The organism is Alteromonas sp. S005 (genome assembly GCF_036864475.1).
Lineage (GTDB): Bacteria > Pseudomonadota > Gammaproteobacteria > Enterobacterales > Alteromonadaceae > Alteromonas.
This window is the reverse complement of sequence record NZ_JAZETN010000004.1, coordinates 198,874-224,090: the sequence shown is the minus strand read 5'-3', so window position 1 is coordinate 224,090 and position 25,217 is coordinate 198,874. Positions and strand designations below refer to the sequence as shown.

The 25,217-nt window shown below is 46.5% G+C and carries 20 protein-coding genes and 1 riboswitch; of the genes, 8 read left to right on the top strand and 12 right to left on the bottom strand.

All coding sequences use genetic code 11. The annotated features are described in order from the left end of the window. The first annotated feature begins 422 nt into the window (after positions 1-422). Both V7R55_RS07670 and V7R55_RS07665 read left to right on the top strand, forming a co-directional pair. On the top strand, positions 423-2,246 hold the full coding sequence (locus V7R55_RS07670; protein ID WP_334058792.1) for an amidohydrolase: 1,824 nt from the start codon (positions 423-425) through the stop codon (positions 2,244-2,246). 289 nt (positions 2,247-2,535) lie between these two features. Then, positions 2,536-5,262 (top strand): TonB-dependent receptor plug domain-containing protein, encoded by a 2,727-nt coding sequence (locus V7R55_RS07665; protein WP_334058791.1) that lies wholly within the window; start codon positions 2,536-2,538, stop codon positions 5,260-5,262. Between the two features lie 82 nt (positions 5,263-5,344). Here V7R55_RS07665 and V7R55_RS07660 read toward each other — a convergent pair whose 3' ends face one another. Continuing rightward, positions 5,345-6,565 (bottom strand): acyl-CoA dehydrogenase family protein, encoded by a 1,221-nt coding sequence (locus V7R55_RS07660; protein WP_334058789.1) that lies wholly within the window; start codon positions 6,563-6,565, stop codon positions 5,345-5,347. Between the two features lie 201 nt (positions 6,566-6,766). Between V7R55_RS07660 and V7R55_RS07655 the strand changes: the two genes are divergently transcribed. From V7R55_RS07655 to V7R55_RS07640, 4 genes are all read left to right on the top strand, one after another. Beyond that, positions 6,767-7,702, top strand: a complete 936-nt coding sequence (locus tag V7R55_RS07655) for a LysR family transcriptional regulator (protein WP_334058787.1) — start codon at positions 6,767-6,769, stop codon at positions 7,700-7,702. Positions 7,703-7,893: 191 nt separating this feature from the next. After that, positions 7,894-8,655, top strand: coding sequence for an MBL fold metallo-hydrolase (locus V7R55_RS07650; RefSeq protein WP_334058785.1), 762 nt, complete (start codon positions 7,894-7,896; stop codon positions 8,653-8,655). Positions 8,656-8,856: 201 nt separating this feature from the next. Further along, positions 8,857-10,245 (top strand): YcjX family protein, encoded by a 1,389-nt coding sequence (locus V7R55_RS07645; RefSeq protein ID WP_334058783.1) that lies wholly within the window; start codon positions 8,857-8,859, stop codon positions 10,243-10,245. Next, positions 10,245-11,372: a YcjF family protein gene (locus tag V7R55_RS07640; RefSeq protein ID WP_334058781.1), complete on the top strand. Its 1,128-nt coding sequence runs from the start codon at positions 10,245-10,247 to the stop codon at positions 11,370-11,372. The genes V7R55_RS07645 and V7R55_RS07640 overlap by 1 nt, the downstream gene beginning before the upstream one ends. Positions 11,373-11,470: 98 nt before the next feature. Here the strand turns inward: V7R55_RS07640 and V7R55_RS07635 are convergent, their stop codons facing one another. From V7R55_RS07635 to V7R55_RS07600, 8 genes are all read right to left on the bottom strand, one after another. Further along, positions 11,471-12,697 (bottom strand): threonine/serine ThrE exporter family protein, encoded by a 1,227-nt coding sequence (locus tag V7R55_RS07635; RefSeq protein ID WP_269917550.1) that lies wholly within the window; start codon positions 12,695-12,697, stop codon positions 11,471-11,473. Between the two features lie 212 nt (positions 12,698-12,909). Further along, positions 12,910-14,043 carry a 2-iminoacetate synthase ThiH gene (gene thiH, locus V7R55_RS07630; RefSeq protein ID WP_334058778.1) on the bottom strand — a complete coding sequence of 378 codons (1,134 nt, stop codon included), beginning with the start codon at positions 14,041-14,043 and terminating at the stop codon, positions 12,910-12,912. Next, entirely contained in the window at positions 14,040-14,810 is a 771-nt protein-coding gene (locus tag V7R55_RS07625; protein WP_334058776.1) for a thiazole synthase, read from the bottom strand. The genes thiH and V7R55_RS07625 overlap by 4 nt, the downstream gene beginning before the upstream one ends. 1 nt (position 14,811) lies before the next feature. Continuing rightward, positions 14,812-15,021: a sulfur carrier protein ThiS gene (gene thiS / locus V7R55_RS07620; protein WP_334058774.1), complete on the bottom strand. Its 210-nt coding sequence runs from the start codon at positions 15,019-15,021 to the stop codon at positions 14,812-14,814. Continuing rightward, positions 15,008-15,763 (bottom strand): HesA/MoeB/ThiF family protein, encoded by a 756-nt coding sequence (locus tag V7R55_RS07615; RefSeq protein ID WP_334058771.1) that lies wholly within the window; start codon positions 15,761-15,763, stop codon positions 15,008-15,010. Before V7R55_RS07615 ends, thiS begins: the two co-directional genes overlap by 14 nt. Further along, entirely contained in the window at positions 15,756-17,378 is a 1,623-nt protein-coding gene (gene thiE / locus V7R55_RS07610) for a thiamine phosphate synthase (RefSeq protein ID WP_334058769.1), read from the bottom strand. Before thiE ends, V7R55_RS07615 begins: the two co-directional genes overlap by 8 nt. Next, on the bottom strand, positions 17,375-19,285 hold the full coding sequence (thiC, locus tag V7R55_RS07605) for a phosphomethylpyrimidine synthase ThiC (protein ID WP_334058767.1): 1,911 nt from the start codon (positions 19,283-19,285) through the stop codon (positions 17,375-17,377). The genes thiE and thiC overlap by 4 nt, the downstream gene beginning before the upstream one ends. A 275-nt stretch (positions 19,286-19,560) precedes the next feature. Next, positions 19,561-19,672: riboswitch (TPP riboswitch) on the bottom strand. A 110-nt stretch (positions 19,673-19,782) separates the two neighbouring features. After that, a complete protein-coding gene (locus V7R55_RS07600; protein WP_334058765.1) occupies positions 19,783-20,355 on the bottom strand; it encodes a TetR/AcrR family transcriptional regulator in 573 nt (190 codons plus the stop codon). A 167-nt stretch (positions 20,356-20,522) separates the two neighbouring features. Between V7R55_RS07600 and V7R55_RS07595 the strand changes: the two genes are divergently transcribed. Together V7R55_RS07595 and V7R55_RS07590 are read left to right on the top strand one after the other, a co-directional pair. Beyond that, positions 20,523-21,419, top strand: coding sequence for a haloalkane dehalogenase (locus V7R55_RS07595; RefSeq protein WP_334058763.1), 897 nt, complete (start codon positions 20,523-20,525; stop codon positions 21,417-21,419). A gap of 9 nt (positions 21,420-21,428) precedes the next feature. Beyond that, positions 21,429-22,031: an NAD(P)H-dependent oxidoreductase gene (locus V7R55_RS07590; RefSeq protein ID WP_334058761.1), complete on the top strand. Its 603-nt coding sequence runs from the start codon at positions 21,429-21,431 to the stop codon at positions 22,029-22,031. 105 nt (positions 22,032-22,136) lie between these two features. Here the strand turns inward: V7R55_RS07590 and V7R55_RS07585 are convergent, their stop codons facing one another. Genes V7R55_RS07585 through V7R55_RS07575 form a run of 3 tightly spaced genes read right to left on the bottom strand, consistent with a single transcriptional unit; the run spans position 22,137 to position 25,213 of the window. Beyond that, positions 22,137-23,312 carry a heme biosynthesis HemY N-terminal domain-containing protein gene (locus V7R55_RS07585; RefSeq protein WP_334058760.1) on the bottom strand — a complete coding sequence of 392 codons (1,176 nt, stop codon included), beginning with the start codon at positions 23,310-23,312 and terminating at the stop codon, positions 22,137-22,139. Beyond that, complete coding sequence (locus tag V7R55_RS07580) at positions 23,309-24,481, bottom strand: uroporphyrinogen-III C-methyltransferase (RefSeq protein ID WP_334058758.1); 1,173 nt, start codon at positions 24,479-24,481, stop codon at positions 23,309-23,311. The genes V7R55_RS07585 and V7R55_RS07580 overlap by 4 nt, the downstream gene beginning before the upstream one ends. Continuing rightward, positions 24,482-25,213, bottom strand: coding sequence for a uroporphyrinogen-III synthase (locus tag V7R55_RS07575; protein WP_334058757.1), 732 nt, complete (start codon positions 25,211-25,213; stop codon positions 24,482-24,484). Between the last annotated feature and the right edge of the window lie 4 nt (positions 25,214-25,217).

Genomic DNA, 25,217 nt, shown 5'->3' with positions numbered 1-25,217 from the left:
CCGTAAAGATGGTGCCTTCTCCTTCCTTACTTTCTACTTAAATACTGCCATTGTAATTCTCAATTATGCCGTGGCTTATGGCCAAACCAAACCCCGTGCCCGAGTCTACTTCTGCAGATTGGCAAATTTATTAATCATGCCGTACACGGGGCATCTCCTTTAAACTCCCTAAAAAAACATAGCATAGAGTTTTGAAACTGCGAGAGTGTGTGGCTTTTGGGTAGCTCACCTACCGAATTTCCAATTCTGCTAACGCAGAGCAACTGCCTTGATTAAATTTAGGGCAGTTGCTAGTGTTTTTGTTCTGTACAAAAAATGGACTTTTAATGACGTATGTTTCATCAAGCATGGGTTTACTTAACTGGCCGCATTTCGCTTTTGTTTACCAATGAAAGCTGACAATAATAAAGTAGGTGAACGTAATGTTTTCAAACGTGCTATCGCGCTTCATAGTCAAAAGCTTTTCTACTATCGCTAAGGGCTTCCTTTTCAGTGCTAAGGGCTTATCTCCCAGCGCTAAAGGCCTCTTTTCCAGCGCTAAAGGCTTCACTACTCTAGCTAAAGGCTTTATTGCCATCACAGCCTTTGTCTCTAATGTTACTTTTGCGCAAGCTTCTGAGCCGTGTCTAAGTTCAGATGTGGTGTTTTATAACGGTGTTATATATACCGTAGACGATAGCAACTGGCAGGCCGAGGTGATTGCGGTTAAAAACGGGCGCATTGCGTTTGTTGGTGAAGAGGCCGACGCCTCACCTTGGCATTGCGGTGCTAAAAAACGTATTGATTTAAAAGGCAACACGCTTTTCCCGGGCTTTACCGATAGTCATCAGCACCTTGAAGGTATAGGTAAACGCACGCGCACATTGAGTTTATTCGGCATTCCTACGTTAAAAGCTACAGTGGCTGAAATTAAAGCCTTTGCCGAAACTGTGCCAGACGGCGACTGGGTGTTAGGCCGTGGCTGGATAGAACGCGAATGGCAAGACGAGCAACGCTTTCTAACAGCTACCGATCTCGACGCGTTCACCCAGAACAAACCGCTATTTATGCCTCGCGCCGATGGTGTATCGGCGGTGGTAAATTCAAAAGCGCTGGCCCTAGCCGGTGTGACCAAAAATACGCCTGACCCGGAAGGTGGAAAGTTTGAACGCTATGACGATGGCACGCCTACCGGTTATGTATTGGCCACAGCGATGGATTTCTTTCGAGATATTTTGCCGCCCGAATCCGACCAATATATACAAGACAATTTAAAACGCGGCATGCAGGTCAATGTGTCGCAAGGATGGACAGCAACTCACGACGCCGGCATGAAGTGGCGAGAGGTACAGCAGCTAAGGCAATTGGCGAACAACAACCAAATGTTGCACCGTGTTTATATTGCTATTCCCATCAGCGAGTCAGAAAAGCTTTTTCAAAATGGCACGGAAACCCTTGCCAACGGGCTGTTTTATTTAAATGGAATAAAGGTGTTTATCGACGGTACCTTAGGTTCTCGTGGTGCTGCGCTACTTGCGCCCTATAGTGATGCTGATCACAGCGGTTTTATGAACCGCACCACGAAAGGTAAACTTATGCCGGTACTGGAACAGGCCTTGAAGCAGGGGTTCCAGGTGATGACCCACGTTATTGGCGACCGAGCATTATATTCCACGCTTAATTGGTATGAAGAAGCATGGGAGGCGTTGCCCAAGACCAAGTGGAAAACCGATGATCTGCGCTGGCGCTTAGAACACGCGCAAATTATTCCGCCCAAGCAGCAAGACAGGCTGGCAGACATGAATATTGTGGCCTCGATGCAGCCCAGTCATGCTATAGGCGACTTAAACTTTGCGCCAAGTCGCTTAGGGTATAGCCGTTTAGAGTATGCCTACCCTTGGAAGTCGCTGGTGGATAAAGGCGTTATATTAGTAGGTGGCTCAGATGCTCCGGTTGAAGTGGGCGACCCGCGCATTGAATTTTATGCAGCTATTACCCGCAGCAGGCTGAATGGCACGCAAGATAAAGGTTGGCACCCAGAATTGTCGTTATCTCGGGAAGATGCGCTCCGCATGTTCACCCTTTGGCCTGCCTATGCGTCGTTTCAAGAAGATGATTTAGGCTCTATTGAAGTGGGCAAATATGCCGACTTTTCCGTTTTCGACACTAATTTTATGACGGCAGAACCTAGCGATATTTTGAAGGCCAACGTGGTGATGACGGTGGTAAACGGCAAGGTAGTCTTTCAAAATTTTACCAATAATTAATCTGTTCTTATAAGCGCTGCATGCTGTTGCGTGCGGCGTTTTATCGACTCTCCTTAATAACAAAGCGTTACTTTATCCTAAAGACTAATATAATATTCGTCTAATGAGTGATAATTATATCAATAAGGTGTATTTTTTAGTGAATTTATTCTAATTTAAAGATGCATATTAGTTTGGTTGTATCACATTCTATTCAACAACCGCTAATAAGTGTTGCCTACGCCAATAATAAAAATAATCAAAAACCTTAAAACGCTTAAAAAACCACAAGTCTTGAAGGAGAAACACATTGGATCAAGGTAACTTTCCAAAAGGGAAAAAACTTAATCGAATAACCTCAGCCATTATTGCTAGTTCATTACCGTTTTTTGCGGCAATGTCAGCACCTGCTTTTGCACAAGAAGCGGAAGAGAAAGCAGAAGATTTTGAAAATATTATTGTAACGGGTACACGCATGAGCAACCGCTCTGCAGCCGACTCGCCAGTTCCGGTAGATGTAATTACGGGTGAGGAATTCCGCCAGAACTCGTCAAGCGACGTGCAAGATATGTTGCGTACGAATGTACCGTCGTTCGATGTAAACACACAGCCAATCAGTGATGCGGCTACCATTGTGCGCCCGGCTAACATGCGTGGTCTGTCGCCAGATAACGTGTTGGTACTGGTAAACGGTAAGCGGCGTCACCGTGGCTCTATCATTTCTTTCCTTGGTGGCGGTATTTCTGATGGTGCGCAGGGTGTTGATATTTCAGCAATTCCATCACTCGCTCTGAAGCAAGTAGAAGTACTGCGTGACGGTGCATCATCACAGTACGGTTCAGATGCTATCGCTGGCGTACTTAACTTCTTACTTCGCGATAACGACGAAGGGTTTGAGTTCCGCGCTAACTATGGCTCTACCTACGAAGGCGATGGCGACAACTATACTATTTCAGCCAACGCTGGCTTTTCGCTAGGTGCAGACGGTTTTGTGAACATCACAGGTGAAATTCGTGATGTTGAAGGTACCGTACGTTCAGTAGTGCGCAACGACGTTCAGGGTATGGTCGATGCGGGTTACCTATCTCAGTCAGATTTTTCTACTATCAACACCTATACCAATGAAGTACCGCAGTACTGGGGCCAGCCAGACGTAGAAGACGACTATAAAGTTTTCATCAACTCAGCGTACGAACTAAACGATAAAGCCGAACTTTACTTATTTGGTAACTACGGCAAGCGTACAGTAACCGGCGGTTTCTTCTACCGTAACCCGGTAACTGAAGGTAGTCAGCGCGGCGGTGTATATGCAGGTCCATTGGTTGACCCACTAACAGGTTTGGCCGATCCAGACGGCGTACACTCAGTGCTAGTAGGCGACCTTGACGGTGTAGGCGTAGGTGGAAGCTGTATCGACGGTATTCCAATTGGCGGTGAAGGCAATGTATTCCCAGACCCAACTTTCCTAGCGCAAGTACAGGCTGACGATAACTGTTTCTCGTTCATTGAAACTATTCCAACGGGTTTTGTGCCGCGCTTTGGTGGCGACAACGAAGATATGGCATTTACCGTAGGCGTACGTGGTGATTTAGAAATTGGTAACGGCTTAGGTTACGACTTCAGTGCTCAGCGTGGCTCTAACCGTACAGACTTCTTTATTAAGAACACTATTAATGCGTCACTAGGCCCAGCAACACCACGTGACTTTGTTCCTGGCGGCCAGGAGCAAACCGAAACCCTAGTTAACCTTAACTTTGTGTACGGTGTTGATGTAGGTCTAGCGTCTGACTTGAACGTTGCGTTTGGTGCAGAATACCGTAAAGAAGAGTTTGATTTGTTTGCGGGTGATGAAGCGTCTTATGCGCTTGGTCCACTAGCAAGCCAAGGCTTCTCGTCTAGCTCTAACGGTTTTGGTGGTTTCCCTCGTGATACCAGCTCGTCGCAAGACAGTAACGCGGTTTACATTGATTTAGAAGCTGACGTTACCGACCAATTAACCTTGCAAGCCGCGTTGCGTCGTGAAGACTTCAGCGAATTCGGTGATACCACCGACTTTAAACTTGCGGGTATTTTCCACGTAACTGACGACTTCCGTTTACGCGGTGCATACTCAACCGGTTTCCACGCGCCAACAGCGGGGCAGGCAAGCATTACTAACGTTACCACGCAAAACGTGAACGGCGTATTGATTGACCAAGGTACGTTGCCATTGTCATCAGCGGCAGGTCAGCTAGCGGCTGACTTCATCGAAAGTCAAGGTAATGGTCGCCCAGACTTAGGGCCAGAGGAAGCGGTTAACTTCTCGTTTGGTGCGTCAGTTGATGTGGCAGATATGAGCTGGACCATCGACTTCTACAACATCGAAATGGAAAACCGTGTTGCGCTGGGTGCAAACGTAAACTTCCTAGATGCGCTTAACTTTGCTGGTGGCGGTACAGACTACGCAACCGTATCTGAAGCGCTTACCGAGCTTGATGCGTCGGGCATTATCGACCGTTCAGACTTTATTGGTTTGGATGACTTGTCGCAGTTCCGTTTCTTCTCTAACAGCTTCGACACCACAACGCGCGGTATCGACATCGTAGGTAACTACAGCTTCGATTTATGGGAAGGTAATTCACGGATTACGCTAGCGGCGAACTACAACGAGACCGAAGTGGACGATGTAGGTACGCTTAATCCAATTGGTGAAGGCCGTGTTGCTGCAATTGAAGACTTACTGCCAAACCTTCGCGGTAATATTTCTTGGACACACACACAAGGTGCGCTTCGCACTTTAGTACGCGCTAACTACTACGGTGGTTGGGACGATACAGGTAATGGTGTAGACGGTATTGATGCAGCTGTCTTGATAGACGTAGAAGCCAAATACTCTTATAGCGAAAACCTAGATCTTGTGATTGGTGTGAACAACCTGTTCGACGAATACCCAGAAGAAAACCCAAGCGCAGGAAGCTTAGGCCAGCTTTACTCAGAAGCTAGCCCGTTTGGTTTCAACGGCGGTATGTGGTACGTACAGGCTCGCTATACTTACTAAGCCGATAGCAAACTACTAGTAAGCTAAACAAAATAAAATGCCGCCTCTTATAACAAGAAGCGGCATTTTTTATGGCTTTTCATTACTGATACTTTTTAAGCTCTAACCGAGACACCATGCCTTTGTGTACCTCGTCAGGACCATCTGCTAAGCGAAGTGCTCTTGCGCCTGCGGCAAAACGGGCTAATGGGAAGTCGCTACACATACCTGCGCCACCGTGAATTTGTAGCGCCATATCTACCACGCTTTGTAGCATGTTTGGCACTACTACTTTAATGGCTGAGATCTCTGTCATGGCATGTTTAACGCCTAAGTTATCTATCTTCCACGCCGCGTGAAGGGTAAGTAACCGCGCTTGCTCTATTGCCATACGAGCATCAGCAACACGCTCTAAGTTACCCCCTAAACGGATTATCGGCTTACCAAAAGCAACCCGCTCGTGACCGCGTTTAAGCGCAAGCTCTAGTGCTTTTTCCGCCATGCCGATAGCGCGCATGCAGTGGTGAATACGGCCTGGGCCTAAGCGACCTTGTGCTATCGCAAACCCTTTGCCTAAACCCATTATAATGTTGTCTTTACTTACACGAACATTATCAAAGTGCATTTCGCCGTGGCCGTATGGCGCATCATAATCACCGTAGGCATCTAGCATACGCTTAATGGTAATTCCGGGCGTGTCTAGCGGAACTATTACCATACTGTGGCGGCTGTGCTTGTCGTTGTCAGGGTTTGATAAACCCATGAATATTGTGAAAGCTGCATTAGGATGGCCTAAGCCTGTCGACCACCACTTCTTACCATTAATAACGACGTCGTCACCATCTTCAATGATGGTTGCAGCCATGTTGGTAGCGTCAGATGACGCAACATCCGGTTCAGTCATGCCAAACACTGAACGAATCTCGCCAGCGAGTAAGGGTTTTAGCCACTGTTCTTTTTGTGCATCGCTACCAAAGTGATACAGCACTTCCATGTTGCCGGTATCAGGCGCATTGCAGTTAAATATTTCAGGGGCAAACAGGTATTTACCCATGCGCTCAGCCATTGGCGCATATTCTAGCGTAGTAAGGCCTTGGCCTAGCTCAGCATCGGGTAAGAATAAATTCGCTAAGCCCGCTTCACGTGCCTTGGCTTTGAGGGCTTCTGTACCAGGGTGTAGCTTCCAGCTTTTCCAGTCGCCGTGGTTATTCTCTTTATGGTGAAAGTCGTAAACCTCATCTTCAATCGGCGCTATATGCTCTGCAATAAAGTTATCTAGCTTTTCTAATAAAGCCTTAGTTTTGTCGTTGTGTGAAAAATCCATAGGGCACCTTTTTATACTTATGCACTTAAAATTTGCGTACTGTGTTTTGTATTGCGCATTCAACGCCGCTTAGAAGAGGCCAAACCTGAATAGTTAGGCTTGTATCTGCGGCGCGCAAAAACTGTTCGATGTGTTCATAGTAGTTAAACTTGCTCGGTGAATGAAATGAAATATAATCCTTAAATGGTGTGAATATCATTCATGGTGAGGCGAGTGTTTGAAAACAGGCAATTTGAAAAGCTAGATTTGAATTTACTAAAGGTTTTCGAAGCGCTCTGGCAACATAGAAACATGACCCGCGTTGCCGAAACGCTGCACATTACGCCGTCGGCAGTCAGTCATGCCATGCGAAGATTTCGGGATATTTTAGGCGATCCGCTTTTTGTAAAAGAAAAGCAAAGCATGTTGCCTACCGCTGCCTGCGAACGGTTAGCCCCAGCTATCTTAAAAGCTTTAGGCGATATTCGAAAAGCGCTTGGCGAGTTTGCCGATTTCGACCCGCTGCACAGCCATCAGCGCTTTGTCGTTGCTATGCAGGAATCGTTAGAGTTAGGTGTGTTGCCCATACTGCTATCAACCTTAGAAAAACAAGCACCTAATATCGAAATAGTGAGCACTCGCTTACATCGCGATGCCATGTTGGCAGACCTATCAAATCGAAACCTTCATTTAGTTATTGATATTGGCCGCGCGGTTGCCGCGCCTATTTCACATTCTTTATTGCGTCGCGATACCTACAAAGTGCTTATGAATAAGCAAAACCCATTGGCACAGAATTTAGATAGGAAAAAGTATGTGGCGGCCCGTCATATAACCGTGTCTAATCGTGCTAAAGGAGCGTCGGTAGAGGAAATTGCGCTTCAACAATTGGGCGTAAGTCGGCCTTCTTTGTGGCGCTGCCAAAACTATCGCGCGGCAGCCGATGTAGTGGCTAATACAGACGCTTTGTTAACCTTGCCAGGCTCCGTAGCTGATGCGGTAAGCGATGACAATTTAATAAGTACTAAATTGCCGTATCAACTTCCGGCTTTGGAGACACACCTTTATTGGCATAGCCAACAAGAGGGCGAGCCAGGGCTAATGTGGCTTAGGGATTTAATGTTACACTTGTTCGCTGAATCTGGTCATACCAGATAGGTTCTGATAGGATTCATTCCAATCATCGCTAATAGCATACAGGTACTAGCACAGTATTTTACGCTTTGTAATGCCAAGCGACTTTCACAGTAAAAAGCGCGACGGTATATAGATAAGTAAAAGTAAGTGCGTAGACTTGTTAGGAAGTACTTTTAGCAAGCGTTGCAGGTTCGGGTGAAAAGGAAGCGGTAATGAAAATTCACACATTAGCAGGCTATATCCAGCATATTTATCTTGTTGAAGACAGCAACGGCATACTATTGCTTGATGGCTGCAGCCGAGCCGATGTAGACCAGGTGTGTCAATACATCACGCAAACCTTAGGCCGCTCGTTAGCAGACCTAAAGCTTATTGTTGTTACCCACATGCACCCCGATCACGCTGGTGGCGCTATTAAATTACGTAAGCGCACTGGGGCGCAGGTAGCCTCTCATCCCAAAGCTATTAAATGGTATGCGGGCTTTGCAGGGCGTACCGCCCATGGTATTGATTTACTGCTAACTTGGTGGGTGGCGAACCGTATTGGCAAGCCTAGAATGCCTATTTGGTACAACCCGATATTAGCGCCAGACATTACGCTTGCCGACAATCAGCTGTTGCCGGGTTTTCCCGATTGGCAGGTGATGTACACGCCGGGCCATACCGATCACGACTTAACGCTTAAGCACATTCCCACGCAGCAGGCTTATATTGCCGATGTCTTAGTGCAGGTGAAAGGCGAACTAGTACCGCCGTATCCGCTATGTCACCCTAATCAATATCGTGAAAGCCTAGAAAAGCTGGCTCAGTCACAAATTGATACATTCTTTTGTGCACATGTACCGCCAACTAAAAAGTCGGATATTGATTTTGAACATGTTATCGAGAATGCACCTCGCAAACCTAAGAACCACTGGCATTCCAGCAAAAACCGTATAAAGAAAAAACTCTTCAATCAAACTCGAGAACATTAACTTACAGGCCAAGGGCAACTTGGCTTTTCCTGTTAAGCGGCTTGATTAAATGGCACTGCCCTTGCTTTTACACGCACAAAACCTCATTACTCTTATATAGCTAACTTTGTAATAAAGTGAGTGCAGTCTATCTCGGCACGTTATATTTATTGAGATAGGCTCAAAGGTATAGGAGCTGCAAAGGCAGAACACAAAACAACAATGCAGAAAAATATCGCTACGCTTTTTGACAAAACTCGGGAAATAGCGTCGCTAACCGGCGACAAACTAAGTAGTGCGTTTAACAAAGAAACGCACCGATTTACTATTACTGGGCTTAGTCGAAGCGGTAAGTCCATGCTATTTACCAGCCTTATCACCATGTTGAAAAGCCGCAGTGAAGAGGGTTATGCTTGCTTACCTTTGCTGCGATATTTGCCGCCATCCCATGTGCTTGATATGCGCATTGAGCCCATTGAGGGCTATAAACCCTTTCCCCATTTAGAGAATATTGCTGATCTTGAAAACGGCCAGTGGCCAAAAGCTACTGAAGAAGCGTTTGGTTTCAAGTTGGTGGTGCGTTTAAAAGAAACCGCTTCACTAAAGCGTCATGTTTTGCCCCATAGCGAAGTGGTGTTTGAATTTATTGACTACCCAGGCGAGTGGGTTACTGACATTCCCATGTTAAGTAAAACCTATGCCCATTGGTCAGACTCTGCGTGGGCGCAGCTTAGCAGCGGACCGCAGCAATATTTTGCAAGCCAGTGGAAAGCCTTTGTTAATCAGTTCGACTTTGAACAAGAGCCCACAGAGCAGCGCATTCAACTGCTTGTGAACGCCTATCGTGATTATTTAGTTGAAGCTAAAGCTAACGGTATATCTTTGCTTCAGCCGGGTAGTTTCTTATTGGAGTCGAGCGACTTCGATTGGCAGGCTTTTGGTTTTACGCCGCTGCCCTCAAGCATTACCAGCGATGTGTCACACCCGTGGTTTAAAATATTTGATAAGCATTTCTCGAAGTTTCAAAGTGCTTGGCTAACGCCGTTAAAACAGTCCATTTTTAAAGAAACCGATAAACAAATAATTCTGGTGGACTTGTTTGAAGGGCTAAACCATAGCAGGCAGCATTTATATCAGTTAAAGGAAACCTTAAGCCATTTGGCCGATACCTTTGTATACGGGCAAAGTACGTGGTTTTCGCGCAATGTATTGAAAAAAGAGCAAATAGGTAAAGTGGCATTTGTGGCTACAAAGTCTGACTTAGTGCCGGTAAGTCAGCGCGCCAATTTACTTACTTTGCTTACGCAAATTACCGAAGGGGCCAGAGCCCGGTTCGATGGAAAACCTATCCAGTTCGAGCACTTTTTAGTATCTAGCATGCAAGTCACCGACGACGGCAGCAATGAAGACGCTATTCGCTATAAAGACAACGATGGTCACTATGTAGAATCTACGTTTGAACCCATACCCAGCACACTTAAAGATATGGAAGAGGGCAGCCACTTCCCAGTACCCAATGTCAGTGTGCCTAGCGATTTTAAAGCGCGTATTTTGGCGGGTAAGGGTGTAGACAGATTGCTTCAGTTTTTACTGGGCAAAGGAGAGCAATAATGAGTGATAAACCCTATAAGTTCGACGAAGTCCCTGAGCCGGGTAGCTCGTCCGATATTAGTAACTCGCCCAGTTCGTCCATTTCTAGAAGCGAAAGAAGCGAAGCGCTGTATGGCGAAAATAGCAATCAGCAAGATGAAACAAGCACGCAATCTCAAAAAGCGTCTCAGGGCGAGCAAAATAGTAGCGTGGTAAACAAGCCTAAGTACAAAACCAAAGTTAAAACACAAACGTTAGATATTGCGCAGCCTGAAACCAAGCTTCCGCAGCAGGTTGGTGAAGATGTATGGGAAGTTGAAGCTAAGAAAGACGGTTTTTCTTTAGGTGCCGCAACCCTAGGGTTTGGGGTAGTGTCGTTAATTGGCTTTTTTGTTTTTGAAGCCTATACAACCCTTGCCGCGAATGTTTATGAGCACCCTATTGGTACAGGCGTTTTAAGTGCACTGCTGGTGGGCTTCGTAAGCTGCTTTAGCTTTCTAAGCTTCAAAGAATGGCGCGGCTATAAGCAAGTAAATACAGCCATGGAAGACGCGAGTGTTATCCGTGATTTACTGGCTTTTAAAAGAGAGCCTTCAGCGGGTAAAAAGCCTTCAGCGGATATGCCATCCTCGCCACAAGAAATAGACCGTGTGTTGACCCAACATGGCAAACGCTTTTCTAGAGGGTCTTACGCGGCCCATTGTTTCGAGCGTTATCAGCAGCAGCTTCAAGACGATATGACGGGGCCAGAACGACTCGGCCTTTACGAAGATGCGGTATTAAAGCCGGTGCAGGAAAAAGCACACAAGGTGCTAAACAAAGAATCGGTAACGGCAGGAAGCTTGGCGTTTATAAGCCCTAACAACCTTATTCAAACTTTTGCAGTAGTATGGATTAGCTTTCGCACCATTCGCCGTATGGCCCGTGTATATGGGCTAAGGCCAAGCACTGTAGGGAATTGGAAGCTGCTAAAAGTGCTGGCACAAAATATTGCTGCGCAAGGCGTATTCGACCTAGCCACCGATGAAGTAGCCAACCAGATTGGCGGCAGCTTGTCGGCCAAGTTCATGGAAAACTCGGCTGAAGCCATTGCCGCCGGTGCGCTTAACGCCCGCTTAGGAAGAGCGTTAATCAAGCTGCTTAAATAGCAACTCTCGCCCACTTGTTAGGCTGCGCTAGCAATTTTGCGCAGCCTAATGGTACTAGCCGCACTCAAACGCGAAACCTTCAGGTTATTGCATTTACGTTATAGCGCCTTTTTGGTGGGCACAACCACGTTAGCAAAGATTAACCCAGCCACTAGCGACATAAAGATCAGAAACACTTCTTGGCCCAAATGGTCGGCCTTTACAAAGTCTTGGCCGGTCATAAATGAGTTCAAGCCGATATAGGTTTTAGACCCCGGTACGAGAACGATAAGCCCGTGCATTGCAACAATGGTGGCGGGCTGATCGGCAATGCGGGTGAACGCATTGGCAAAAATACCCAGGGCAAATGCACCCACAAACGCACCAAGCCCTGGGCTCATGTAGTCTGAGCTCCATGCAGTTGCACTGTAAGCAATAAATGCAGCTGCCAGTGCCCAGGGTATGTGCTTAATACGGGTTCTAAATATGGCAACTAGCGCAATACAAAGTAAAAATACCGCCAGCCAGGTTGCCCAATAGGGCAGGGATTCAGCTGGGGTATACACGTTCTCACCAAACACACTGAAACCTACCGATACACCTAGAAATGCACCGAAATACAGTTTAAATAGCTGCATAATGGCGTCCATGGTACGGGCCGTGCCCGACACCATATTTCGGGAAGATAGTTCGGCTAACCCCATTGTCAGCGCAAGCCCAGGTACAAATACAATCACCGATGAGAGCACAACTAAGGGAATGTTAATTCCTGGGTCAACATATTGGCTTATGGCACAGGTTAAAATGCCGCCTACAAATGCGGTAACAGGCTCTAGCATTAGGTTTACGCGCTTCGAACGTTCTGCCCATAACGTCCACAAGTAGGCCACAATTCCCAGCGCAGCAGACCAACCTATTTCGCTCCAGCTTGCACCCATTAGCATAGCGAATGCACCGGTGGCCATGGCAAATGCCGTACCGGTAGATAATTTACCGTAGGGACTGCCCATCGCATCTATTTCATTTAGGCGCTTATCGGCTTCAGCTAGCGAAAGATTTCCCGATAGAAGTTCGCTGGCTAATTCGTCGGTTAGCGACAGCGCGTTCATATCTAGATCGCCGGGCTGTAATCGCGCCGAGTGGTTGTATTCGTCTTCGTGACGGTCGCTCCAAATAACAAAAGTGAGCGAGGTGGGAGTAGAAATAAAAGAGGCATGGACGCCTAAATACTCGGCCACGTCGCCTAAATAGGCCTCTAGCCGAAATGCAGGCGTACCGTATTTGTGAAGCATTTTTCCAAGCTTCACAATAAATTTTCGAATTTGAATAAATTCAAAGGTATCCAACGCCAATTCCTTAACTTCTGATAAATGTAATATGGGATAAATAAGACGAAAAAGCCAGACGTTTAAAAATAGCGTCTGGCTAAAATTTGGGCGGATTCTACGGAGGGTTTTACACGAAAGCAAAACAAATTTTCTATTTGTTTTGCCTTAAAAAAACTAATCGGTTATTGCGTGATAAAGCAGCGTGTTAACTGGTGCTTTAACGCGAACATTTATGCACGTGCTTCAAAGGGCATCCAATCTTTCCAAACAGGCTCTAGCCCTTTACTTGCAATCGCGTTTATCACTTCTGGCACCGAGCGACTGTCATCAATATCAAACTGATTTAATGCCTGCGAGGGCTCGCTGTAACCGCCTGGCTGAGTTTGTGACGCAGCACTCATTGATGTGATACCCAGCGGCATTACGCCATCTCTGAATACCGCCGACTCGCGGGTAGACAGGGATAATTCTGCTTGCGGGTTAAACAAGCGATGGGCACATATAAGCTGCAGCAGGTCTCGCTCGTTAGGTAGTTTGTTATTGGTAAGCGCGTTGCCACCAGTGCTATTACCTTCGCAGCTTCTCAGGCGCGGAAAGGCAATAGATACACGGCTTTGCCAATAGTGCTGCTGAATTAACTTGCCGTGAAGAGCGGTCATAGCGCTGTCAACTCTCCAGTCACCTAAACCAAGTAGCGCACCTATACCTATTTTATCGATACCCGCTTTCCCAATGCGGTCGCTGGCTTCCAGTCGCCATAAAAAGTCCTGCTTTTTACCTCGGGTATGGTAGCTGGCGTATTGCTGCGGCGAATAGGTTTCTTGATACACCAGTACGGCATCTAACCCCAGATGTTTTAATGATTGGTATTGTTCCCATTTCAGAGGCTGCACTTCCATCATAAGGTAGCTTACCTTGTCGCGAATGGCGCTAAGGGTTTGCTCAAAATAGTTCATGCCCACTTTGGTTTCGTGTTCGCCAGTTACCAGCAACACTTGAGAAAACCCCATATCTTTAATGGCTTCAATTTCAGTGAGTACTTCACTTATAGATAGAGTCTTGCGCTTTATTTTATTGCTCATGGTAAAGCCGCAATAGGTACATTCGTTGGCACACAGGTTCGACAAATACAAAGGCACGAATAGCTGCATGGTATTACCAAAGCGGTGGCGAGTGAGTGCCTGCGCGCGACTTGCCATGGCTTCCAAGTAATGTGAGCCGGCAGGCGAGATAAGCGCCATAAAATCATCGAGTGAGAGTGATTTTTTACCTAATGCTCGCTCTACGTCACTCGCCGTTTTACTGTTAATTGACATAGCTAGATGGGCTAAGTCTTGATGCATTAGCGCTTGTGCTACCTTCATACCGCAGGCTCCAAAAAGGCAGTAAGCGGGCTAGAAGCCTGCGCCAAATTAGATGTTGCACCAAGCCCTGCTTCAAACGCTTTTCGGCCTGTTTCTACGGCGCTTGCAAAGGCCTCTGCCATGGCAACAGGGTTTTGTGCAGTGGCAATAGCAGTATTTACTAGTACCGCATCAACACCCATTTCCATGGCCGCCATGGCTTCACTGGGCTTGCCAATACCTGCATCTACTATGACCGGAATAGAAGCTTGCTCAACAATAATTTGTAAGAAAGGCTTAGTTTGTAAGCCCTGATTGCTACCAATGGGTGCGCCTAACGGCATAACGGCGGCGCAGCCTACTTCTTCTAGTCGTTTACACAAAACGGGGTCTGCGCCGCAGTAGGGCAGAACGTGAAACCCTTTTTTTACCAAAGCCTCGGCGGCCTGAAGGGTTTCGATTGGGTCGGGCAGTAAATAGCGTTGGTCGGGGTGAATTTCCAACTTTATCCATGGGCTACCAAGCGCTTCATAAGAAAGTTCTGCGGCAAATATGGCTTCTTGGGCATTTTTAGCCCCCGATGTATTAGGCAGCAGAGTAACCCCTAACTCTCGAAGTGCCGTTAGCGTTTCGTCTTGCGCGCTGTTACTCGCCACGCGCTTCATTGCCAAGGTAACAATGTTACTTTGTGTGGCGGCCACTGCATCTTTCATGGTGGTGGCGTTGCTGAACTTTCCTGTACCGGTTAAAAGACGTGATGAAAAAGTGTGGTTTGCAAGCGTTAACATATTAGCCTCCTGCAACTAGGGTGAAGATATCAACGGTGTCGTTGTCTTTAAGGTAAGTGGTCGGCCATTCTTTTTTACTCACTATGGCGGCATTTCTAGCAATGGCGGTACCGTCGTCATTCAGTTGTTTAAGGGCAATTAACTCGCTTAGCGAGATGGGCGAGATCACGTTCATAGGTTGATTGTTTACGTTTACTTTAATTGGGGTCATTGCAAACCTCGCAGCTAGAAGAAGGGGGTAACGTAAAGCTTTGCAGCGAACCAAGGCCTGCATTTCCAGTTAGGTAGTGTCCCCACTTAATGTCGGCTTGGAACCCTTTTGCTAAAAACAACAATGCTTGTGTTGCCTGATGGCAAGCGGCCATACCAACAACAGGGCCCAGTACGCCTTTGCTCAAACAGTCTTCACGTACGGAAATCTTATTTACTAGGCACTCGTAACAACCACAAGAGTCCGAGGTTTGCGGCAAATTAAGTGCTTGCCATGTAAGGCCGCTGGCTGCTGCAATAAAAAGCGGAATAGAGGCGCGATAGGACGCCGCATTTATCTGCCGTCTCACCGTAATGTTGTCGGTGCAATCCAGTACACAAGTGGCAGATGAAATTAAGGTTGGTAAGTTGTTACTATCAGCAAACTTGCTTTTAAATTGAATGTTTAAGTCAGAGTTAACTTTGCGAAGTTCGTTATACAGCGACTTAGCTTTAAGCTCGCCTAAATGCATTTCGTTGTAGCTAACTTGGCGCTGTAAGTTGCTGATATCAACAGTGTCACCATCTACCAGTGTAATATTTCCAACACCTGCGCCAACTAAATATCGGGCGGTTAAGCTTCCCAAGCCGCCCAGCCCAAAAACCACCGCGTGGGCGCTTGCTAAATTAGACTGACCGTCGTGGTCGATACAGTCGAGCAAGAGCTGTCTGCTGTAACGCTGTATATCCTGGTGCTTAAGCAAAACCTGCCTCCTGCGCTAGCGCTTGGTATGCTTGCAGAGGATGCTCCGCGTGTGTAATGGCACTAACCACGGCAATCCCGTCAACCCCGGTTTTAGCCACGTCATTTATACGTGATAAATTAATACCGCCAATGGCCACGGTAGGTATGCCTTCACACAGCTTCACATATTTTGCCAAGCGCTCTACACCTTGGGGTTTAGACGGCATATCTTTGGTATTGGTTGGAAATATATGGCCAAGGGCAATGTAAGAAGGGTTTAGCGCGCGAACGCGCTGAATTTCAGCGAATCCATGGGTTGAAATACCCAGTCTAAGCCCGGCACTTTGAATAGCGTTTAAATCTGCAGTGTCGAGATCTTCTTGACCTAGATGTACGCCATAAGCGCCTAGCTCTATGGCTAACTCCCAATAGTCGTTAATAAATAACTGACAGTTGGTGTGCTCCACTAACTCAATGGCATCTTTAATCTGTTGGCGAATGTCTTGTTGTGAACCTTTCTTCACCCTCAGCTGGATAATTTTTACGCCCGTTGGCCAAAGTCTCGCTATCCACTCAACGCTGTCTACTACGGGGTAAATGCCTAGGTTCGTATGAGTAAGTGTAGGAAATTGGACTATATTAGCTTTTGTACTTTCTGAGGGTACGTCGCTGTTCGACGGAAAATTTAGGCTTAAATCTTTATTGTAATAAACAGCGCTACCTTGGTGAAAATCTACCTTTGGAAAACTTGCGGCGTTTGCGGGAAAACCGTTAGTTCGAGGGAAATACGTGGGCAAACTTGTCCCATTACTATGGACCTTAGCGCTATTAATATCGGGCTTGCAAAGGGTATTTCGCCTTACTTCGCATACATAGGCATTTGCTAGGGTGAGCGCATCTTCAATGCAATAGTCGTTAACAATAAAACCTGCAATCGCACTTGCTAACATGCAGCCAGTACCCCGAAGTTTACCGTTATCGATTATCGGTTGACTAAAGTGAAGGGTGTGCGAGGCGCAAACAAAGGTGTCATATACCTGAGTTTGCCACTCGGCGTGGCCGCCTTTAACGTAAACACTCTTTGCCCCTTTTCCAATAAGCCGGTTTATTGCTGACGCTAGGCTAGTATCGTCGTTTACCGGCAAATTAGACAGCCAAGCTAGCTCGTCAATATTTGGGGTGACCAAATCAACTGTATTCAGCAACTCGTCAACAACGCTTTCGCTTAAGTCGCTTAACATGCCGCCAGATGAAGAAGACTGCACAGGGTCCCATATCACAAAGGGGCGAGGTTTTTTTAACGATTGAATACGTGCGCATAGTAAAAGCGCTTGTTCATCGTTTGCGACAGCGCCAACTTTAATGGCGCGTGGTGGCGTATCTTCGTAAAGTACTTGCCACTGCTGGTTCAGCGCAGATGCACTCATGCTTTCTTTGCTAAGCAGATGCTGGTTTGATTGCACGGTAAGTTGTGTGGTGAGCACACAGGCATGAACGCTTAAATCGGCAAGCGTGATGGCGTCGCGGGTTATACCCGCGCCACCACTTGAGTCAACGCCGCCTATGCACCATACCGCCGGCAGCCTTATGCTAGGTGGCTCTAGTACGGGTTTAGTAAGGTGGCGGTTTGTCATGGCAACTCTACCTTGCTATCTACTGTGTGATAAAGCTGAGCACCCGACTGATTAAATGCATCAGCCATGTCTTTCATGCCTTTTTCTTTCTCAAGCTCTTGGGTTTCTGCTTGTTTAGCGACATCACGTACTTCTTGAGAAATTTTCATGCTGCAAAATTTAGGGCCGCACATAGAACAAAAGTGCGCAACTTTGCCAGAGGCCTGCGGCAAGGTTTCATCGTGATAAGCGCGAGCAGTGTGGGGGTCTAATGCAAGGTTAAACTGATCTTCCCATCTAAACTCGAAGCGCGCTTTCGACATAGCGTTGTCGCGTATTTGCGCGCCGGGGTGACCTTTCGCTAAGTCGGCAGCGTGAGCCGCTATTTTGTAGGTAATAAGCCCCTGCTTAACGTCTTCTTTGTTAGGTAAACCTAAATGTTCTTTTGGGGTTACGTAGCACAGCATTGCGCAGCCATACCAACCAATCATGGCGGCGCCAATACCTGAGGTGAAGTGATCGTAGCCAGGAGCGATATCGGTGGTGAGGGGGCCAAGGGTATAAAACGGCGCTTCGTGACAGTGCTTAAGCTGCTCTTCCATGTTTGCTTTAATCATGTGCATTGGTACGTGCCCTGGGCCTTCAATCATTACCTGAACATCGTATTCCCAGGCTATTTTGGTCAGCTCACCCAAGGTACGTAATTCAGAGAACTGCGCATCATCGTTGGCATCGGCAACGCTTCCAGGGCGCAAGCCATCACCTAGCGACAGCGCTACATCGTACTTAGCGCAAATTTCGCAGATTTCGTGGAAATGTTCGTACAAAAAGCTTTGCTGGTGATGGCTTAAGCACCACTTCGCCATGATTGAACCGCCGCGCGAGACAATGCCAGTAACCCGTTTTGCGGTAAGGTGCACGTACTCTAACAGTACGCCTGCGTGAATGGTGAAGTAATCCACTCCTTGCTCGGCTTGTTCGATGAGCGTGTCTTTAAACATCTCCCAGGTTAAGTCTTCGGCTATGCCGTTTACTTTTTCTAGCGCTTGATAAATAGGTACGGTGCCAAGAGGTACCGGGCTATTTCGCAGCAGCCATTCGCGGGTTTCGTGAATATTTCTGCCGGTAGAAAGGTCCATGATGGTATCTGCGCCCCAGCGCGTTGACCAAACAAGCTTTTCTACCTCTTCTTCGATAGACGAGGTTACCGCCGAATTCCCAATGTTGGCGTTAATTTTCACCAAGAAATTGCGGCCGATAATCATTGGCTCTAGTTCGGGGTGATTAATGTTACACGGAATAATGGCGCGGCCTGCGGCAACTTCCTGGCGTACAAACTCAGGCGTAATGGTATCGGGCAAATTCGCGCCGAAGTGCTCGCCCTTGTGTTGCTGCGTTAGCTCGGCGTCTTTAATGGCTTGGCGGCCCATGTTTTCACGTATGGCAATGTATTCCATTTCAGGGGTAATAATGCCCTGCCTTGCGTAGTGAAGCTGGGTGACGTTCTTACCTGCCTTCGCTTTTAACGGTTTGCGGCTGCGGATAAAGCGGAAATCTTCGGTAAAAATGTCGTTTTCACGCTCTTTCGCAAAGCTTGATGATACACCTGCTAGTTCGATGGTATCGCTGCGCTCTTCAATCCACTTTTGGCGAAGTGGGCTTAAACCTTTGTGCACATCTATGTTTTCTTGCGGGTCGCCGTAGGGTCCAGAGGTATCGTACACCGGAATTGGTGGGTTAGGCTCTAGAATGGGGCTTTCTTCGGTGCCACCGACTAGGCTGTCGTGCTGGTGGATAAGGCGCATGGTAACGCGGATATCGTCGCGGCTGCCACACTCGTAGTGGCGAGTTGAATTGGGATAAGCTTCGCCCGCTAGTTCATTTATGAATTGCTGAGCTTGTTGGCGTTGTTCGCGTCTGTTCGACATAGCATTTTACCTTGTAAGTATAGGTTCTAAAAATGCTTGTCAGGAGTGAAGGAGAATACAAAGTGTAAGTGCAGAAGGGGCTAGACCTTTTACGTTAGCGGGCTATTCAGATTAGGCTACGAAAATTACACGCTTAACCTGTGTTGATGTTCATTGGGTAACCCACTTAAACAACTGACTATGAGTGACTCAAAGTGTCGTAAAGCGTGGTGTGTTTAGCATCAACAGCTAAATAACTTCGCTTCACAATGCCAAGCTAGTGCTTGGTATTGCACACATTGCATTTTCTTGTTCCCTTCGCAGGTATTAGCCTGATCAGGTTCTACGGATCCCACTTTCGTGGTCTCAGCTTACTGGATTACCAGTGAAGCACTCCGACAAGTTGTTACTTTGATTCGTGTTAATTACACAACACAAATCAACAATTCCTTTTTACTATATCGTCAATGCCGAAAAGATTACAAGTGCTGAAGAGTAGGGAAATGCTAAAAGTCGCACTATGGGCGAAGCAAAATCATGTGTAATAAATCGCACATATCTTTAACGTCACCTTCGAAGTCGGTTGTTAGCGACATGGCGGTAATCGAATAGCCTTCTACAAAGGGTATGAATAACGCCACCGCTTTTGAGGCGTTGTCTGGTGTTGCAGCTACAGGGCTGAAAATAGCATTAAGCACCTGTGCAGATGATTGGTAATAGGCCTTTAAATACTGTTCAATGGCAGCATTTCTAGTGGAAATTGCCCAATATTCGCGAAATATACGACACATTTCTGACAATTCAAGTCCGTGGCATAAAAACGCTTTTACTAAGGATGTAAGGTCTTCATGTAGGGTAGCTTCAGACGTAAGTTTGGGCATTTCGCGCATTTCAGACAGGCACGATTGAAAGTAACGGTCGGCAAGAGTAACAAGCAAGTTATCTTTGTTTTTGAAGTAATACTGCACGTTGCTTAATGTCATATTTGCACCAGCAGCAACTTGCCTCATGGTTACACCATAGTCACCCTCATTTTTTAGCAAAGTTAATGCGACGTCTAATATTTTCTGTGATTTTTCGCTTTTTTTCATGCTGCCTTTGCTTATCAATTTTTTCTTCACTTTGAGTAATTTACCTAAAGCGCGGTGATTTTTCCAAAATAACGGCTTGATATTTTAGGTCGGATGACCTAATGTTTCAATGATTAGGTCGTATGACCTAATTTGTGGTGTTGAAGCCGAGTTTATGAGGATGTGTGATGATTAAAGCGTTAAGAACCCCCGATGACAGATTTAAAAATCTCGTTGATTACCCTTTTGAGCCCAACTATGTAGATGATCTTGAAGGGTATGAAGGCTTGCGTGGCCACTATATTGATGAAGGTAGCAAAGGCGCAGAGAATGTATTTCTTTGTCTTCATGGTGAGCCCGCTTGGAGTTATTTATACAGAAAAATGATTCCAGAGTTTGTTAAAGCGGGTGGTCGTGTCGTTGCGCCCGATTTATTAGGTTTTGGTAAATCAGATAAACCTATCGGTGAAGATACTTACACCTTCGAGTTTCACCGCAATTATTTGATACAGCTTATTGAGCGCCTAGACCTTAAAAACATTACATTGGTATGCCAAGACTGGGGTGGTTTACTTGGGCTTACATTGCCTATGGATATGCAGCGCCGGTTTAAACGTTTAATCATTATGAATACGGGGCTGTTGGTGGAGCCTGTTACTGCGCCAGCGTTTATTGAATGGCATGACGATATTGTAAAAGCTAATCCGCTGTCGCTGTCGCACTTTTTTAAGCAATATGCACCTACTATCAATGAAGACGAAGCTAACGCTTACGCTGCACCATTCCCTGACAGCAGTTACTTATCAGGGGTATTGAAGTTTCCCAAAATTGTCGCAAACCCCGATCAAGTGTGTATTGAAACTTCTACTAGAGCCTTCTCTTTTTGGAAGAATGATTGGGATGGGGAAACCTTCATGGCTATTGGTATGAAAGACAAAATGTTGGGGCCAGATGTTATGCATTTCATGCAGGGTGTTATTAAGGGGTGCCCAGAGCCAATGGAAGTGCCGGAGGCCGGACATTTCGTTCAAGAGTTCGGAGAAACAGTTGCATCTGCCGCACTAAAACAGTTTGGTCTTATTTAAGAGGGCGTTATGAAGATTTTACACTTGGTATTCCACCCCAACTTAGCAACATCCAGAGTGAATAATACTTGGCAAAAGCAAATTATTGCATCTGGAAAAGTGACCACAAGCCGCGATATGTACAACGAGTATCCCGACTTTCAAATTGATAAAGACAAGGAGCAAAAGCTGCTTTTAGAGCACGATCGTATTGTTATTCAATTCCCTATTTATTGGTGGTCGATGACACCGTTACTTAAAAAGTGGCTGGATGATGTGCTTGAATATCAATTTGCTTATGGCAGCAAAGGTGACAAGCTGAAAGGTAAAGATCTCATGCTTATTTGTTCTGCCGGCGGACAGGCGAAGAATTATAGCGGGTTTGACATGTTTGCCACCGTGCCCGAAATACTAAAACCCTTCCAACTTACGGCAAACTTAGCACAGATGAACTACGCACAGCCGCTGTACATGTTTAACGCAGATGCATGCAGTGACGATGAAGTTGAGAGATACGGTAAGTCTTGGGTTCGCGTTATTGATGATGAAAAACGTGGAAACGGGTTGAGTTTCGCCAATGCAAAAATTCGTGACGAGCTAGACGAGGTATATGAGCAGCTAGGCATGGCCTAGCGATTTTATCTTCAAAACAAAAAAGCCCCCAGCAGTTGAAACGTCAACTAATGGGGGCTTTTCAGTTTACTCGCCACGCGTGGTTAGCTTGGCGACATCATGTGGCTAAACTGCTAGCTGCTGACTTTCTTTGTAAAGCTGAAGTGCGGCGGCAGTATCGTGTTTGCGCTCGCTAATGGCAGACAGAAGCAATAAATCCTCTTTGCGCGATTTCATTTTTGTGGCTTTAAGCAGGGCTTTTTCCGCCAATACGTCATCACCAGAGTTGAACGCCACTTGACCTAGCGTGGAATAAAGCTCAACGTTTTCTTCGTCTTGCTTTATCCAGCTTTCAAGTAGACGTAATGATGGCGATGCATCAGGAATATTAAGCTGAGCGAACAGCGCGAATAACGCGCTGTTCGGCCCACGTTTTTGCCATTCAACTAATAAATTTTGAGCGTCGGCATGCATACCTTGGTCAAGAAGTTGTTGAACATAAGCGGCGCGATAAGCGTCGTCGTGGCGCAGCTTGCGGGGCAGTGTATCCCAATACGATTTTAGCTCAACGGCACCTTGCTTACTGGCAATTTCGGCAAACTTACCTTTAGCAATACGCTGGCTCCACGTGGTGTAGTCAGCTTTAGGCAAGGCTTTACGCCAGCCCGATAAATTCTCTTGAAGAATCTGCCATTTACCTAGCTTGGCAAGAATTTGCGCTTTTAACTGCACAACCTGCTTGTTGTCACGGTCTTGCTCGTCTAGTTCGTTAAGCTTTTCTAGCGCTGCATCAAACTTTTCTTCAGCTACATCAATGCGTGCATGCATGACTGTTGCCGCTACTTTCGCTTTCGGAAAGTCCGTGGCCTGAACCAGAAAATAACGGGCTTTGGCTAAGTCGTCGTTGGCAAAAGCAATTTGCGCTGAGGCTAGATAGTTCACGCCTTCAAAATCACCGTTGGTGGTTTTGCCTAATGCTTTTTGTGCCGACTCAAAGTCACCTGCGGCCATAGCGTGCAGTCCATCGTAAAACGCGCGCTTGCGCTTGCGTTCACCTAAGGTGCCGAACCATTTATGTGAGCCTGTAATTAAGCTTAACGCCCACAAAACAAAACGGGATAACACATACCAAGCGATAACGGCACCAATGACCAAAATACAAAAGCTGATCACGGTCATTTCAATAGCAGTACTGCCTAGGGAAATAAGTACGTAACCTTTATCGCCAAGTATCATTGGCCCAACAATAAGCGCAACAACGAATGCGGCTAATACCGCAAGGGCAATAGCTAACCATTTCATAGTGCACTTGCTCCTTGTCCGAACACCTGCTTAACACGGCTATCCAATAAACGCTCTAGCGGTTTTTGTGACGCTAACTCTGTTGGAATAGGGCGTGATATATCGGTGGCAATTAGGTTTTGTAGTGCATCTACAAAGCCAGTTACTTGGCTTTTTTCAGTATCGTATTTTTCAATAAGCAGCGTTTGTGCGTACTGAAGTGACTGGTTGTAAAGACCCGCATCGCCTTGAAGCGCGGCGGTTTGTGCATGCATAAGCTGTAGGCGAAGCTGCTCTTTTGCCAAGAACTGCGCTTCTAATGAAAGCACCGGCTCAACCGGGCCTTCAATGGTTTTAACCGTAAGAAAATCGTTAACCAATGAGCGCCATACTTTTGCTAAATTTTCCTGCCAGTCGTCGGCTGATTCTGACAAGGTGGTGTCTTCTGCGCTAGCATCTTCTGGTTTCTCGAAGGTATCCAACGGCAGCTTGTCGATTTGCGCAATCATGCCAGTAAGGGCAAGCGCTACCGAACTTTGCGATACAGGGTTTAGCTGCTGTAGCGTTTGAATATCTTCAGCTAGGTTAGCGCGAACGGGTAGTACCGACGGGTCAGCCAAAGACTTTAAGCGCTTATCTGCATTAACCAATAGCAAAATTGCTGTGCGAACATCGTTTTCAAGCCAAAGCTTTCGGCCCGCCATGCGAACTAAATAGTCAGCTTCTGCTATTAGCCAGTCGGCTGGGCGGCGACCTTCCAAATTGTTAAGCTGTTGAAGCGTAGACTCGGTCTGTAGGCTAAGTTTCTCGTTTTCAGACTTAAGTTCATCGACCGTACTTTGTAGAGCTTTATTCGTTCGCGACACTTCTTCTAGAGACGCTAAGATTTCGCTACGTTCTCGTTCGATATTGTTTAACTTTGCCGTGTTGCTTTGCTGTGTGTTGGCGGAATCTGCGCTAGCCGACTGCTGCTGCATGTAATACCAGTAGCCCGCGCCAGCCATACCTATTACGGCTAAGAACAAAATGATTACAACGAACCATAGCAGGCCATTGCCTGATGATTTCTTTTTCTTAGTGCCAGATTCAGTCGATTCACTCTGCGTGGCAGAAGACTCAATTACTTCTTTTTCAGCTTCCACTTTTACGAGTTCCTCTTTTTGTGGGCTATTTTCGTTATTGTTGGCCATTCAATACTCCCAGTTATCCTTTACCCAGGCGATGAGTGCCTGATCGGTGGCTCGCTGACAAACCGCTACCTCTTTAACACCTTTGCTGTTAAGGGTTTTGGCTATTCGGCTGCTAACAGTTAACCATTTAAAGGTTATGAGCGCGTCACCAAATTGTTCTATCAATTGCAGTGCCATTGCTTCGCTTGTAGCGATAATGCCGCTAACTTCGCCTATTTTCCACCGTTTTGTGTAAATTGGGCGTGTAAGTTGCTCTCTTTTGTAAACGCAAAAGCTATTTACTAAAATACCGTTTTCGTCTAACCCTTTTGCTATGGCGTCTCGCCCACCTTCACCTTTAATAATAACGACATGCTGACAGTTTGCCTCATTAAGTTGATGCATTGCCAGTATACCTTCGGATGTATGAACCTTTGGAGTAATAACGTTTGCCGAAGAAATCGTTTCAAGGCCTGCCTTAAGTTTGCGAGCTGTGGCATCGCCAACGGCGATAATCAAAGGGAGTGGGGTGGCTGTGTTACGCAGCCCCGAAATAACACTATTCACAGCGTATACGCTGGTAACAATAATTGCGTTTACTGTATTGGAAGCTAAATACTCCGCTGCGGCTTTTCGTTCAGATGAGATATCAATAATGTCAGAGGTGGCTATCCCTACCGCGTTAATGCCCGCTTGCTCGAAAGCTGAAGCACTTGCTTTTAATTTTGGCAGTGGGCGCGTGAACAGAAGCATTCTA